The sequence below is a fragment of the Sphingomonas sp. P3_C6 genome (genome assembly GCF_056402595.1).
Genome location: NZ_JBFUHB010000006.1, coordinates 162,178 through 175,453 on the forward strand (window position 1 = coordinate 162,178; position 13,276 = coordinate 175,453).

The following is a 13,276-nucleotide window of genomic DNA, read 5'->3' on the forward strand; positions in this document are numbered from 1 at the left end:
AGTCGACGCGACCGTTCGCCAATCAGGGAGCGCGCTTCAGAAAGCCGTTGGTGTCGAGCCACAGAATGAAGGCATCGAACCACCCCGTGCTGGTGGTCCCCTTCTTGCCCAGGCCGAAGCCATGGCCGCCATGCTCGTAGAGGTGGAATTCGACCGGGCGGCCTGCCTGCTGCCAGGAGTCGATCAGGCCCAGGCCCTTGTGCGCGAATAGCGGATCGTCGGCCGCGAGCACGGCAAACATCGGCGGCGCGTCGGCCCGAACGGTCACCGGCTCCATCGAGCCGTAGATCGGGCCGATAAAGGCCGGCTTTACCTCCGGCATGCCGAGGGTTGTCGTCATGGTCACCATCGCGCCGGCCGAGAAGCCGATGATGCCGACGCGTTGCGGATCGACATGCCATTCGGCGGCACGGGACCGGATCAGGGCGAAGGCGGCGGCTGCATCGACCATCGAATCGCTCTTGCGGGCGGCGGCTGCGTCGGGGCTCATGCGCGTGCCCTTGCGGCCGGCATTGGCGAACATGGCGTCCATGGCCGCCTTGAATTCGGCCTCCCCGCCGGGCGTGGGGCGCGTGCGGTATTTCAGCACGAAGGCCGCAATCCCGCGATCCGCCAGCGCCCGGGCGACTTTCCAGCCTTCCGCCTCGATCGACAGGAATATCCCGCCGCCACCCGGCGCCACGATCACCGCGGCGCCGGTCGCCTTTGCCGGATCAGGCAGGAACGGCGTAATCGTCGCGGTGGTGACGTTGCGCGTGAAGGCGGTGCCATATTGCCGGAACCAGGCCTCGCGTGCCGTCGACCCGGTGACTCCGCCGGTGCCCAGGGGAATTGCGGCAGGTTCGGCCGGCGCGGCCAGCGGGTTGATGCTGTCGTCGCTCGAGATACCGATCGCGCCCGTCTGAGCCGGCGCCGCCATGACGGGCGTGGCGCAGACGAGCGCGAAGCCCGAAGCGGCGCACGCTAGGACGGCTAGGGCGCGCGACGCGCCCGTCATGGTGTCGCAGATCATGATCGACGATTCCTCCCCTTGCCCGACCGGGACTTGCTGCCGCGACGGTCGTGTCGACGGCATCGTGCCTTCCGGCCGGAGGCACGGCAAGCGGAAAGGGGCGGCGGACGACGACAGGGGAAGCGGATCTGGTCGGTCGGCGTCATTCGGTCGATAGCGAGAAGCTCAGCCGCACGCCGGCGACCAGTGCATTGTCGCGCGAGGGAACCCAACTCGGGTCGATAACATATTGCAGGTCGGGCTGTACGGTGAGCCAGGGCGCCACCGGCCGGGAATAGGTGAATTCGATCGTCGTCTCGGCGCGGTCGGCGCCACCTTTGGCCGCGATCGTCGCGCGGCGGCCCGGTTCGCCGAGATGGGCATGCGCGACCGCGAGCCCGATTTCGTCTTTCTCGCTATGCCATGCCACACCACCGCCAAGATATAGGTCGATCGGGTTGGTGCTGTCGCTGGCGACGCCGATGCGCGCCCAGCCGAGCAGGCTCGCCTTGCCGCTCTCCGCCAGCGTGCCCTCGGCCAGCGCATAGCCGCCCTGGCTGTTCGCCGTGCTGGTTGCGGCAGGGTCGATCTGGTTGAACCGCGTCGTATAATGCCACAGGCCCAGCTGAACCTCGCCATCGCCGGGAAGCTTTCGGTCGACCTCGCCGACCAGCAGCGCGCCGCGTTCGCCGGGTATGCGGAACACGGTGCGGCGGGGATTGGCGAGGCTCCCCGCGACGGCGTCGAACACGCCGACGCGAGCGACCCAGTCGTCATCCTCATAACGGAACAGAATGGCGGTTGCCGGGGCGGGGAAGATCGAGGGGCCGTTCACGCCGGTCTGCGAAAAGTCGGGGCCGATGCCGAACGAACTGTTGAGAAAGGTGCGGCCGACATCCTGTACGTCGAATTCGGTGTTCAGGTCGATCAGGCCGGCCTTGACCGTGAAGCGCTTGCCGACCGGGACGGAAAGCCATGCCTCATAGGGCCTGATCGCGCTGTTGGCCTGGACGTTGCTGACGGTCTGGGCGTCGCCAACATGGCGGCCGGAAAAGTCCGGCGGGTTGACGCCCATCACATCGACGAACAGCTCGGCGCCGGGGATGCCGAAGACCTGGCCGTCGACCGAGGCGGTCACATCGCCCCGGCCAAGCCAGTCGGTTCCGCGCCGGATGCCGCCATCGACCACCGACAGGATGTCGGTCACATAAGTCGCGCCGAACTGCACGGGCGCGCGTTCCTCCCCAGCTATGGCCGGGGAGGCGAGACAGGAGGTCGCCGCCACCGAAAGAGTGACGGCAATCCTCATCAGGCGCGGATCCCCCGCAGGTCGTGCACCTGGTCCGCAACCCGATCAGCCTCGAAGCTGGCGACGGGATAGGCGCAATAGTCCGCCGCATAATAGGCGCTGGGGCGATGGTTGCCGGACGCGCCTAGGCCGCCGAACGGCATGGATCCGGCCGCGCCGGTGGTAGGACGGTTGCGGTTGACCACGCCGGCGCGGATTTTCCGCGTGAACTGTTCCCACAATGCGTCGTCGTCGCTGATCAGGCCCGCCGACAGGCCGAAACGTGTGTTGTTGGCGGCGGCGATGGCGGCGTCGAAATCGGCGACGCGGGTCACCTGGAGCACTGGTCCGAAAATCTCCTCGTCGGGCGCGTCCAGGCCGGTGACGTCGAGGATGGTCGGGCCGACGAACGCGGTCGACGGGCCGGGGCGCCCCTCGAACGGGCGGATCGCCTGCGCGCCGAGCTTCATCAATCCTTCGGCCTGTAGCGACGCGCGTGCCGCCGCCGCGGGGGAGATCAGCGGGCCCATGAACGGCTCCGGTGTCTCATTCCACGCACCGATCGTGATGCGGTCGGAGAGCGCCGCGACCGCCGAGACGATCGCCTCGCCCTTCGGGCCTTCGGGCACGATCAGGCGGCGCGCGCAGGAGCAGCGCTGGCCGGTGGTGACGAAGGCGGACGCGACGACGATCGAGGCGATTGCCTCCGGATCGCCGTCCCATGCGACCAGCGGGTTGTTGCCGCCAAGTTCTAGCGCGAGGATCACCTTGGGGCGTTCGGCGAAAATGCGCGTGAAATGCGCACCGGCATTCGCCGACCCGGTGAACAGCAACCCGTCGATATCCTCGGCGAGCAGTGCCGCGCCGGTGTCGCGGCCGCCCTGAATGACGGTAAAGACACCCTCCGGCAGACCTGCCTTGCGCATCGCCGCACCGACAAGCTCGCCGACCAGGGGCGTTTCCTCGGACGGCTTGAACAGGACCGTGTTGCCCGCGAGCAGGGCGGGCACGATATGGCCGTTGGGCAGGTGGCCGGGGAAATTATACGGGCCGAGCACGACCATCACGCCGTGCGGGCGGTGGCGCAGCACGGCGCGGCCGAACGGGGCCTCCTGCTCGCGGCTGCCGGTGCGCTCGTCATGCGCGGCGATCGACAGGTCGACCTTGCCGACCATCGAGGCGAGCTCGATCTTCGTCTCCCACAAGGGCTTGCCCGTTTCGCGCGAGATCGCGACGGCGATGGCATCGCCATCCTCCTTCAGGACGTCGCGGTAGCGGTGGACCAGGGCGATGCGCTCCTCGATCGTGGTCGCCGACCAGTCATCGAAGGCGGCGCGGGCCGTCGCGACCGCGGCGGTGCATCCCTCCGCCGATGTCTCGGGTCCGGACCAGACCGATTCGCCGGTTGCGGGATCGTAGGAATGGAACAGATTGCTCATGTCGGGCGGCCCTCTCGCTCAGCATCGCGTTGCGGGTCTCGTCCATGCGCTCGAGCGCAATGTCCGCTGCCGCGTGCGACTGGTTGAGAGGCGGCAATAGCCGGATGCAGTTTTAACTGCCACCGGCGACCTGATCCGGCCTGCTCCTGATGAAATCGACGAACGCCCGTAGCGGCGCGGGCAGGTAGCGGCGGCCGGCATAATAGAGGAACGGGCCGGAGAAACGCTGCCACCAGGGTTCGAGGATCGGCACCAGTGCGCCGCTGTCGAAATGCGGTTTCAACCAGTCCTCGAACAGATGGATGATGCCGAGCCCGTCGACCGCGGCGCCGACTGCCAGGTCGAATGCGGCGCCCGGTTGGGTCAGCAACGGACCGGCCGGCTCGACGCGCACGATCTCGTCGCCGCGCTCGAATTCCCAGATCGGGATCCGGCCGCTGGAGAATCGGCCGCGCAGACAGGCATGGTCGAGCAGGTCGCGGGGGTGTTCCGGCCGGCCATGCTCGGCGAGATAGGCGGGCGAGGCGCCGGTCGCGATGCATTGGGTGCGCGGGCCGATCGGCACGGCGATCATGTCCTGATCCAGACGCTCGTCATACCGGATGCCCGCATCGAAACCCGCCGCGAGCACGTCGACGAAGCCGTCCTCGACCGTCACTTCCAAACGGATATCGGGATAGGCCCTGAGGAAGGGCGTGACGATCGACGGCAGCACGACGCGCGCGACATTGGCCGGCACGTTGAGCTTCAGCGTGCCGGCGGGACGGTCGCGAAAGGCGTTGATTACATCGACCGCCGCCTCGACCTCGCTCAGCGCGGGGCCGAGCCGGTCGAACAGGCGCGCGCCCGCCTCGGTCGGGGTGACGCTTCGCGTCGTGCGGTTGAGAAGCCGGACACCGAGCCGGGTCTCCAGACGGCGCACGGCTTCGCTGAGGCCCGAGGCGGAGGCGTTGCCCGCGCGTGCCGCGTCGCGGAAGCCGCCGGCGCGAACCACGGCGGCAAAGGTGGCGAGATCGTCGAGTTCGGTTGCCATCGTGCATAATATCGCACGACCTGTGCCGATTGCCACATCTTATCGAGCGGTCCCGCGCCGCGCATATCCTGAGCAGTGCAACACCGGAGACCCGACATGACCAACCCCGACACTTTCCGCCTTGGCGATCGCAGCGTGAACCGCATGGGCTATGGCGCGATGCAGCTCGCCGGCCCCGGCGTGTTCGGCCCGCCGCGGGACCGCGACGCGGCGGTCGCCGTGCTGCGCGAGGCGATCGCGAGCGGCGTCGACCATATCGACACGAGCGATTTCTACGGCCCGCACGTCACCAACCAGATCATCCGCGAGGCGCTCCATCCCTATCCGCAGGACCTGACGATTGTCACCAAGGTCGGCGCGGTGCGCGGCGCCGATGCGTCCTGGCTTCCCGCCTTGTCCCCTGCCGAGCTGACCCAGGGCGTGGAGGACAATCTGCGCAATCTCGGACTCGAGACGCTGGATGTCGTCAACCTGCGCGCCATGGGGCAGATCCATGGGCCGAGCGAAGGCTCGATCGCCGAACAGTTCGAGGTACTGGCCGATCTGCAGCACAAGGGGCTGATACGCCATCTCGGCCTGAGCAACGTGACCTCGACCCAGCTCGCCGAGGCGCAGCGCATCGCCCCGGTGGTGTGCGTGCAGAACCAGTATAACCTCGTCCACCGCGAGGACGACGCGCTGGTCGACGAGCTGGCGGCGCAGGGCATCGCCTATGTGCCCTTCTTCCCGCTCGGCGGCTTCTCGCCACTGCAATCCACGGCGCTGTCGGACGTGGCGGCACGGCTCGGCGCCACGCCGATGCAGGTCGCGCTTGCCTGGCTGCTGCAGCGCTCGCCCAACATCCTGCTGATCCCGGGCACCTCCTCGACCGGGCATCTGCGCGAGAACCTCGCCGCGGCCGAGCTCGCCCTGTCGGACGAGGTGATCGCCGAGCTCGATCGTATCGGGACCGGCGGAGCCCAGGAATAATGGCGGCCGGGGAGGGGGCGCAGGCCACGACACGCCGGTTGCGACCGAGGACGCGCCGAGATCGACCGGCGCGGCGGCTCGCTCGCCCTTTGACCCTTGTCATGGCCAAGGGGATACGTCGCCATTGTTGCAACGCGCGCGGCGCGTGATACTCGCCGTCGATGGCGGTACCCGTGGATCCCGAGATAGTCGCCGCGCGCGCGGCACAGGCGGAGCGCTTCCCCGCGTTCGACCCGGCGACCCTGCCGCCGGCCGAGGCACGCGCGCGCATGAATGCCGCCGCCGGCTGGTTCAACGACGGGCTGCCCGCCATGGGCGGTGTCGAGGAGCAGCGCATCCCGGGGCCCGGCGGCCTGATCCGGCTGCGCATCCACACGCCGGTGGTGACGACGGCGCGCGGCGCAATCTTCTACATCCATGGCGGCGGCTGGTTCGCCGGCAATCTCGACACGCATGACCGCCTGATGCGCTCGCTGGCGGAACGCAGCGCCGCGGTGCTGGTCGGCGTCGATTACCGCCTGGCGCCCGAACACCCCTATCCCGCCGCGCTCGACGATTGCCTCGCCGCCTGGGACTGGATCGAGTTTCGCGCCAGCCGCTATGCGCTCGATCCTAGGCGCTTCGTCCTGGCCGGGGACAGCGCCGGCGCAGCCCTCGCGCTGGCGCTGGCGGTCCGGTTGCGCGCGGCCGGGCGCACCACGCCCGCCGGCCTCGCGCTGCTCTATGGCTGTTACGCGCCCGGCCTGGACACCGAAAGCGCGCACCTCTTCGGCGGTGGAGCCTACGGCCTCACGGCGGAGCGGATGCAATGGTATTGGGACAGATATCTCGGCGCCGCGCGGCACCGGCCCCCGGCCAGGGCGACGCCGCTCCATGCCGATCTGGCCGGCCTGCCGCCGGTGTTCCTCGGCGTGGCGGAGGCCGACCCGGTCGCCGACGACAGCCGCCTGCTGCTCGACCGGCTGAAGGCCGCGGGCGTGCCCGCCGAGCTGCTGCTGTGGTCCGGCGCTGTCCATGGCTTCCTGCAGATGACGCGCGACGTGGCGCTGGCCCGCGATGCGATGGACGATGTCGCGCGCGCCGTGAGGGCCTGGATCGCCTGATCTCGTTCGTGCCTGATCTCGTGCTTGATAGTCCCGTCGCGGCACGCCGCCGGTCGAATCCTGGTCGCTCCATAATGGACATAACCGGGCATAGCGGGCAGAGCCGGCCGGCATTCAGTCGTTCAGCGCATGTCGTGTCGGGAGAGGCTTTTGGGATCGACCCCGCACAGGACCCCGGCTGAGCAGGAGCGATGGCTGTCGCGCCATGTCGAGCCGGTGATCGATCCCACCAGGCCGATCGTCGATGCGCATCATCATCTGTGGAACCGCCCGTCCGGCACCTATCAGCTGTCCGAGCTGCTGGACGATTTCCATACGGGCCATGACATCCGCGCCTCCGTTTTCGTCGAAGGCACCGCATCCTACCGCACCGACGGGCCGGAGGAGATGCGCCCGGTCGGCGAGACCGATTATGTGGTCGGCCTGACGGCGGCGCGCACGACCGGCCGCTATGGCGATTGCCGCCCCTGCGCCGGCATCGTCGGCCATGCCGATCTGCGGCTGGGCGATGCGGTGGCCCCGGTGCTGGAGGCGCATATCGCCGCCGGGGCCGGGCGCTTCCGCGGCATCCGCCAGCGCGCGCCATGGGATGCGAAGCTCGGCGCGTGGGGCGAGTCCACGCCGCCGCGCTATCTGCTCGCCGACAGCGGCTTTCGCCGTGGCTTCGCCCGGCTCGCGCCGCTCGGGCTCAGCTTCGATGCCTGGGTCTATTTCACCCAGCTGGATGAGGTCGCCGCGCTCGCCGCCGCCTTTCCCGATACGTCGATCATCCTCGACCATATCGGCGCGCCGCTCGGCATCGGTCCCTATGCCAGCCGGCGCGAGGCGGTGTTCGAGACCTGGCGGGAGGGCATGAGCCTGGTCGCGCGCCGCCCCGGCGTCACGGTCAAGCTCGGCGGGCTCGGCATGGCCGCCTATGGCTTCGGCTTCGACACGCGCGATCGCCCGCCCTCGTCGGAGGAGCTCGCCCAGGCCTGGGGTCCCTATATCATCCAGTGCATCGAAACCTTCGGGCCGGATCGCTGCATGTTCGAAAGCAACTTCCCGGTCGACCGGCAGAGCTGCAGCTACGGCACCCTGTGGAACGCCTTCAAACGCATCGTCGCCGATTGCTCGGAGGCCGAAAAAACCGCCCTGTTCAGCGGGACGGCAAGGCGCGTCTATCGGCTGGACGAGGGCCGGCCGGCGTCCGTATCGGGGTAAAGCCGGTCCGGACCCGCGCTACCCCGCGCACCCGGTATCAAGGACACCGACACTACCCCACCCACACCCGTCACCCCGGACTTGTTCCGGGGTCCATCGAGCCCCAACCCACACGCCGGAGCGTGCGCGAAACGCCACAACACGGAGGAGGCTGACTCCGCCCGCCGGCCTCAAACGACCAGACATCCCCGTACGAACCAACAATATTGTGGCACGCAAAGCCGCGCCCCGCCTACGATCCCTCGGCCACCGCCAGCACCTTCAGCGCCTGCGCCAGATGCGGCCGATCAACCATCTTCCCGTCCAGCTTCAACGCCCCCGCACCCGGGTTGGCCTCGAACGCCGCCACCACCGCCCGAGCATGGGCGATCTCGGCCTCGCTAGGGCTGAACCCGGCATTGATCGCCGCAACCTGCGCCGGATGGATCGCCATCATCCCCGTAAACCCGTCCCGCCGCCCGCGCGCGACATAGGCGGCCAGCCCCTCGCCATCGGCAATATTGGGGTACACAGTCTCGATCGCCGCCACCCCCGCGGCATGCGCACCGAACAAGGTCAGCGCCCGCACCATCTCATAAGGCGCGGTATAGCTGCCGTCCGCGTTGCGCGAGCTGGTCGCGCCGATCGCGGCGGGCAGATCCTCGGCGCCCCAGGTCAGCCCGGCGAGATGGCCGGCGACCGCGCCATAGGTGGAAAGCTGGAACACCGCCGCCGCCGTCTCGGTGGCGATCGGCAGGATCGGCGGGGTGGGCCCGCCGGCCAGCTCGATCAGCGCGCGAACCGTGGATTCGCCCTCCGCCTTGGGCAGCACCAGCCCGTCCGGCCCGGCGGGCAGGATAGCATCGAGATCGGCCTTGGTCTCGCCGCCGCCGATCGGATTGATCCGGACGAAGCAGGGAAGGGTGCGCCCATCTTTGAGCCAGGCGGCAATCGCCTCCCGCGCCTCGGGCTTCTTCTCGGCCGAAACCGAATCCTCCAGGTCCAGGATCAACGCATCCGCCCCACTCGCCGCCGCCTTGGCGAAGCGGTCGGGCCTATCCCCGGGGACGAACAGCAGCGATCGGAGCTTCATTTGTGGGCCTTTTGTGTTGTATCGCTCGCGCTGTGGCACAGGCGCGGGGATTGCGTCCATGGTGGAGCCGATCTGAGTAGCAGTGTAGGCGCTGTGCTTGTGTAAGGACTCCAGCATATTAGCCAATCTTCGACCGATATTGGGCCGGTTGCCGTCTGACCGCTTTGGAACGGCCGCGACAGCTGCCGTTCACGAAGATTGCTGGAGAACGACGGGAGTCGCCCAATGGCGGTCATTAGCTTTTCGACGAATCGGCCCGATTCAGAGCCTCCTCCGCTTCGTCGAGCAGCGATCCCAACGCATCGAGTAACTCTTCGGCAGAAGGGGTCGCCCATGCGAACGACCGATCACCCTGCTCCGTAAAGCTATCGAGGCCCACTCCCTGCCAGATGCGCACACGCCATCGCCCTTTAAAAACCGATGGAACGCCAGGTGCGGGTGCATTTAGAATTACCTCGGCAGTCCTACGCCGCTTTTCTAGTCCGTCATCTTTGGTTTGTTTAACCTCGATACCCCACCAGGGCCAATCCCGGTTGGAGCGATTGGAGGTATCTCGAACGGTTCCCACCGCAAACACTCCCTTGCCCCGGCATTGCTCAACCATCGCATCAAGATCAGCCATTCGTCGGGCGAAGGAATCGGTCATTATGGGATCATGCGGCGTCAGGGGCCTTGATGCCAGTGCCGCGAACAATGAATGGCTGCTAACCCGTTCCCACTGGCGGCCTGATTTCCGGAATACCGTCGTTTTGGGAAAGCCGCATTGGCAGCTCTCGCCCAGTTGCGGACATTCGTGAGTCGAGCGTAACGTCAGGTATGACCAAGCCGCCCGCTCGCAGTCGAACCATCATCGGCCCTGTCATCGCTGGAGCAATTCTTATCGTCGTTTTCGGCGGCTACATTCTGTTCGCGCTGCTTGCAGGCGATGTCTGATATCCACTTTTCCACCAGATTGGAGCGCGATAGTCAGAAACGATTGCCAACCGCGTTGAAGTGCTCCTCGGTGGTGGTGCCCTTACCTTCGTCATACAGGTAGAGCGTCACGGGGCAGGTTTGCTGGTTCGCCCACGCCACAGCTTCTTGAACCGACACCCCCTCCAACTGATCGTAATCGACCACCGACGCGATATCCGCCTCAGCAGCCTGATCAGCATCAACGCAGCTATTGTCGTGCTCCACGGCTTCAACGATGGCGTTGACAGTTTTCCAACGATAAACGCGCTGCCGTCGATCAACGATGTTCCAAATCATACGGGCTACGCTATCGCAAGTCGGAAACGGAAGGCAAAGGCAATGTCCGCTGTCCACCAGGCCAAGCCGTTCCGCGTTGAACGCGAGCTGCCTCGGGCGAACGGCAAAAGGTGGTGGGAAACAGTCTGTCCGCCGTGAGGGGGAGGCTGGTAGTTAGCGGCCATACCTTTGGCGACTGAAAATACCGAGGTCGGCGATCACCGTGACCCAATACACCACGATCACCACTACCAGTATCCTGCGATAGTCGGGCTGCCAAAAACCAAAAGCCGCGCCAACGATTATCGCAGTGCCGAACCACGCAATAATCACAGCAAGGACGGCATGGGTCGGGCTAAACATAGCATCGGAAAGCCGCTTCATCGCCCAACCATAGCAGAACGCCGGATGTCCGCCATCAGCCGTCATCGGAAATGGAATACAGCCTGCGCGAGCAATACAGCGCCAACTATCCCGCACGCGATAACGAACGCCCAAAAGCGAATAGGTCCTTCGTCTCTATCGAGAACCTCGCCACCCCTTAGGCTAACGCGACCAGCCAGACCGACCCAGACGGCAAAGCCCAGCATCATCACTGCGAGTATCCAGTTGAATGTGCCGCCGGGGGTCATCCACCGATGATCGTCGGTTTTTCTAAATTCCGCAATTGGGAAGCCAAGGATGGTCGGAAAACGACCGCGATTGGGCGCTTGCCGTCATTACCTAGAAATTTACGCGAATGGCAGGTTTCAGGCTATCGTCACATGCCCGACAACGGCGGTGATTGGGCGCGAAGCGGCCATCAGAGACGCGCCTCTCCCACGCAGCTTGATTCAACCGCCATCGCAACGCCGCTACCGTTCCGCCATGGCAATGCTCCAAACCCAACCCTCATCGCGGCCGCTCGCTTCGGCACGCACCACCCCGCCAGCCGCCGCCCGTCCGCCACGATTTCCCTGTTCAGCCCAACCCAATTCCCTGTTCCGCATCGCGAAATTCCCTGTTCCGGAATATCAGGGAATTGATACCCAACACACTGAGATACAATCGAAAAACAGCGCATAAACCGCCCCGAACGCCCAGAAAAAACGAAAATTCCCTGTTATCGCCCCAGGAACAGGGAATTCAGCCCCTAAAACAGGGAATCCCGCGCCCATAACAGGGAATCCCCCACACCCCGCGCCCCGCTACACCCCAACCCACGCCACCCAGGCCTATAAGCTCTGCCGCCTCGGCGCCGACGGGGCCGACATTGCCGATTTCTTCGAGATCGACATCGTCACCTTCGAATGCTGGTACAACGACCATCCCGATTTCGCCGCCGCTATCGATCGGGGCAGCCGCATGGCCGACGATCTGGTCGAAATGTCGCTCCATCAGCGCGCCTGTGGCTATGACCGGCAGGTGACCAGGGTCTATACCCCGGCCCGCGCCGACGAGCCGATCCTCGTCACCTATCGCGAGCGGGTGCTGGCCGATGTGTCGGCGGCGATCTTCTGGCTCCGCCAGCGGCGGCCGGAGGAATGGGGCGATCTCGTCTTTCGCGCCCGGCGTCCGCGCGCCGCCGGTGCCGCCCGTCGCAAGCAATCGCTCGCTCAGGCCAGCGGGCTGGTGGCAGAGCTGCGCCCACCGGTTCCCGTCCCCATGTGCGTCCAGCCGGTCCAGGCGCCATTGCCCGGGCCGTCGCTGTCCGCCCGGCTGCAATCCGGCCCGGCCGGTGCCACCCATGTCCCATCGCGATCCACCGGTCGAGCGTCGCATCAGGGTCGGGGAGGGCGGCGCTTCGCCGGGGATCATGTCGCGGCGGAACGCCGGCAGCTTGCGGGCGAGGGGCTATCCGGCGGCAAGGCCTGCCGGTCGCCAATGGCGAGGAAGGCACCGGCTTTTCGACCGGACGCCGGGGGCGATCGGCACGGCGTCGGACCGCCGCTATTGACATATGCCAGCCTATGGCCCGGCGCGCATCGGGCGCGGCGTCACCGCCCCTCGCGCTTCTGCTTCGGTTTCGGCGATGCTGTGTTGGGCCGCTTGTCGCGCGCGCGGCTGATCACCTTGCTCCAGTGCACGCCCTGGTGGCCCGCCGGGTGCCACACCACGCGCAACCCGGCCGGGACGAGTGTCCACCGGCCGCCCCGCGGACGGATGATGTCCCGTTGGCACCGAGTGCAGGTCGCGAAATGCAGACCTTCGTTCCACAATTCCGGGCCGGGCCGATGCCCCAGCAGCCTGCAGATCGCTTTCATCACCACCTTTTGGCATCAAGGTCTTACATTTGGGTATCGATCGTACCACGACCGGGCCGATGGCATCGCTGAGCACCCGTTGAAGGGAATGAGCGCTTTTGGGGGTAGTGCCAAGGGCAGTGCCACCCGCATCGGATGCACGGCGCCGGCATTGCGGTGGCCTGCGGAACCGCCGCCGATCGGCACGCGTTTCCGTGCCGCCCTGACCGGGCAACATTTTGTAACAATTCCGAGAGGTCATCATGAAGGCACTTCTTGCGGTTGCCCTTGCCGCGGGTGCGGCGGTCATCACCGTGGCCCCGGCCGACGCCCGGCAGGGCTGCGGTCCCGGCTATCATCGTGGTCCGGCCGGCCATTGCCGCCCCAATCGCGGCGGGCCCGCCGTCATCGTCGCGCCGGGGCGCCTGGTGGTCGGCAATTTCTATCGTGGCCGCGGCTATTGGGATGGCCGCCGCTACTGGCAGCACCGCTATCGCCACCACAATGGCTGGCGCTATCGCTGACCGGCGCTCGTAAAGAGCACCCCGCGCGACGATCGGGCCGCTCGACGATCAGTCGCCGCCCGGTCGTCCGCGATGGCATCCGCACCATGAATGATGCACATATCCGCCCGTGGTGGATGCGGCGACATTCTGGTCTGTTCTGGGCGGTCGCGCATCGGCGGGGCCGTTTGTGGGCAGTGCGTGCCCGCCCCGCGGCCGGGCC

General features: G+C 66.8%; 15 protein-coding genes. 5 read left to right on the forward strand and 10 right to left on the reverse strand.

The features are described 5' to 3' along the window. Positions 1-22: 22 nt before the first annotated feature. The 4 genes from AC1DT7_RS09405 to AC1DT7_RS09420 all read right to left on the reverse strand — a co-directional run bounded on the left by AC1DT7_RS09405 (position 23) and on the right by AC1DT7_RS09420 (position 4,751). Positions 23-1,012, reverse strand: coding sequence for an alpha/beta hydrolase (locus tag AC1DT7_RS09405; protein ID WP_478035676.1), 990 nt, complete (start codon positions 1,010-1,012; stop codon positions 23-25). 142 nt (positions 1,013-1,154) lie between these two features. Continuing rightward, positions 1,155-2,300 (reverse strand): carbohydrate porin, encoded by a 1,146-nt coding sequence (locus AC1DT7_RS09410; protein ID WP_478035677.1) that lies wholly within the window; start codon positions 2,298-2,300, stop codon positions 1,155-1,157. Then, complete coding sequence (gene astD / locus AC1DT7_RS09415) at positions 2,300-3,718, reverse strand: succinylglutamate-semialdehyde dehydrogenase (protein WP_478035678.1); 1,419 nt, start codon at positions 3,716-3,718, stop codon at positions 2,300-2,302. The genes AC1DT7_RS09410 and astD overlap by 1 nt, the downstream gene beginning before the upstream one ends. 112 nt (positions 3,719-3,830) lie before the next feature. Continuing rightward, the gene (locus tag AC1DT7_RS09420) at positions 3,831-4,751 is read right to left on the reverse strand and encodes a LysR family transcriptional regulator (protein ID WP_478035679.1); all 921 of its coding nucleotides are present in this window, start codon (positions 4,749-4,751) and stop codon (positions 3,831-3,833) included. Between the two features lie 96 nt (positions 4,752-4,847). Between AC1DT7_RS09420 and AC1DT7_RS09425 the strand changes: the two genes are divergently transcribed. From AC1DT7_RS09425 to AC1DT7_RS09435, 3 genes are all read left to right on the forward strand, one after another. Next, complete coding sequence (locus AC1DT7_RS09425) at positions 4,848-5,720, forward strand: aldo/keto reductase family oxidoreductase (RefSeq protein WP_478035680.1); 873 nt, start codon at positions 4,848-4,850, stop codon at positions 5,718-5,720. Between the two features lie 173 nt (positions 5,721-5,893). Beyond that, positions 5,894-6,823, forward strand: a complete 930-nt coding sequence (locus tag AC1DT7_RS09430) for an alpha/beta hydrolase (protein WP_478035681.1) — start codon at positions 5,894-5,896, stop codon at positions 6,821-6,823. A 150-nt stretch (positions 6,824-6,973) separates the two neighbouring features. Further along, a complete protein-coding gene (locus AC1DT7_RS09435; RefSeq protein WP_478035682.1) occupies positions 6,974-8,026 on the forward strand; it encodes an amidohydrolase family protein in 1,053 nt (350 codons plus the stop codon). Positions 8,027-8,258: 232 nt separating this feature from the next. On the opposite strand, the gene AC1DT7_RS09440 is transcribed toward AC1DT7_RS09435, so the two are convergent. The 4 genes from AC1DT7_RS09440 to AC1DT7_RS09455 form a co-directional block, all read right to left on the reverse strand. Further along, on the reverse strand, positions 8,259-9,098 hold the full coding sequence (locus tag AC1DT7_RS09440; protein ID WP_478035683.1) for an HpcH/HpaI aldolase/citrate lyase family protein: 840 nt from the start codon (positions 9,096-9,098) through the stop codon (positions 8,259-8,261). A gap of 235 nt (positions 9,099-9,333) precedes the next feature. Further along, on the reverse strand, positions 9,334-9,744 hold the full coding sequence (locus AC1DT7_RS09445) for a hypothetical protein (RefSeq protein ID WP_478035684.1): 411 nt from the start codon (positions 9,742-9,744) through the stop codon (positions 9,334-9,336). Between the two features lie 320 nt (positions 9,745-10,064). Then, positions 10,065-10,349: a hypothetical protein gene (locus tag AC1DT7_RS09450; RefSeq protein WP_478035685.1), complete on the reverse strand. Its 285-nt coding sequence runs from the start codon at positions 10,347-10,349 to the stop codon at positions 10,065-10,067. Positions 10,350-10,502: 153 nt separating this feature from the next. After that, the gene (locus AC1DT7_RS09455; RefSeq protein ID WP_478035686.1) at positions 10,503-10,757 is read right to left on the reverse strand and encodes a hypothetical protein; all 255 of its coding nucleotides are present in this window, start codon (positions 10,755-10,757) and stop codon (positions 10,503-10,505) included. 209 nt (positions 10,758-10,966) lie between these two features. On the opposite strand from AC1DT7_RS09455, the gene AC1DT7_RS09460 reads away from it, so the two are divergent. After that, entirely contained in the window at positions 10,967-11,353 is a 387-nt protein-coding gene (locus AC1DT7_RS09460; RefSeq protein ID WP_478035687.1) for a hypothetical protein, read from the forward strand. 100 nt (positions 11,354-11,453) lie between these two features. Here AC1DT7_RS09460 and AC1DT7_RS09465 read toward each other — a convergent pair whose 3' ends face one another. Continuing rightward, the gene (locus tag AC1DT7_RS09465; RefSeq protein WP_478035688.1) at positions 11,454-12,125 is read right to left on the reverse strand and encodes a hypothetical protein; all 672 of its coding nucleotides are present in this window, start codon (positions 12,123-12,125) and stop codon (positions 11,454-11,456) included. A 179-nt stretch (positions 12,126-12,304) separates the two neighbouring features. After that, positions 12,305-12,571 carry a hypothetical protein gene (locus tag AC1DT7_RS09470; RefSeq protein ID WP_478035689.1) on the reverse strand — a complete coding sequence of 89 codons (267 nt, stop codon included), beginning with the start codon at positions 12,569-12,571 and terminating at the stop codon, positions 12,305-12,307. A gap of 242 nt (positions 12,572-12,813) precedes the next feature. On the opposite strand from AC1DT7_RS09470, the gene AC1DT7_RS09475 reads away from it, so the two are divergent. Further along, positions 12,814-13,074, forward strand: coding sequence for a GCG_CRPN prefix-to-repeats domain-containing protein (locus AC1DT7_RS09475; protein WP_478035690.1), 261 nt, complete (start codon positions 12,814-12,816; stop codon positions 13,072-13,074). Positions 13,075-13,276: the final 202 nt, after the last annotated feature.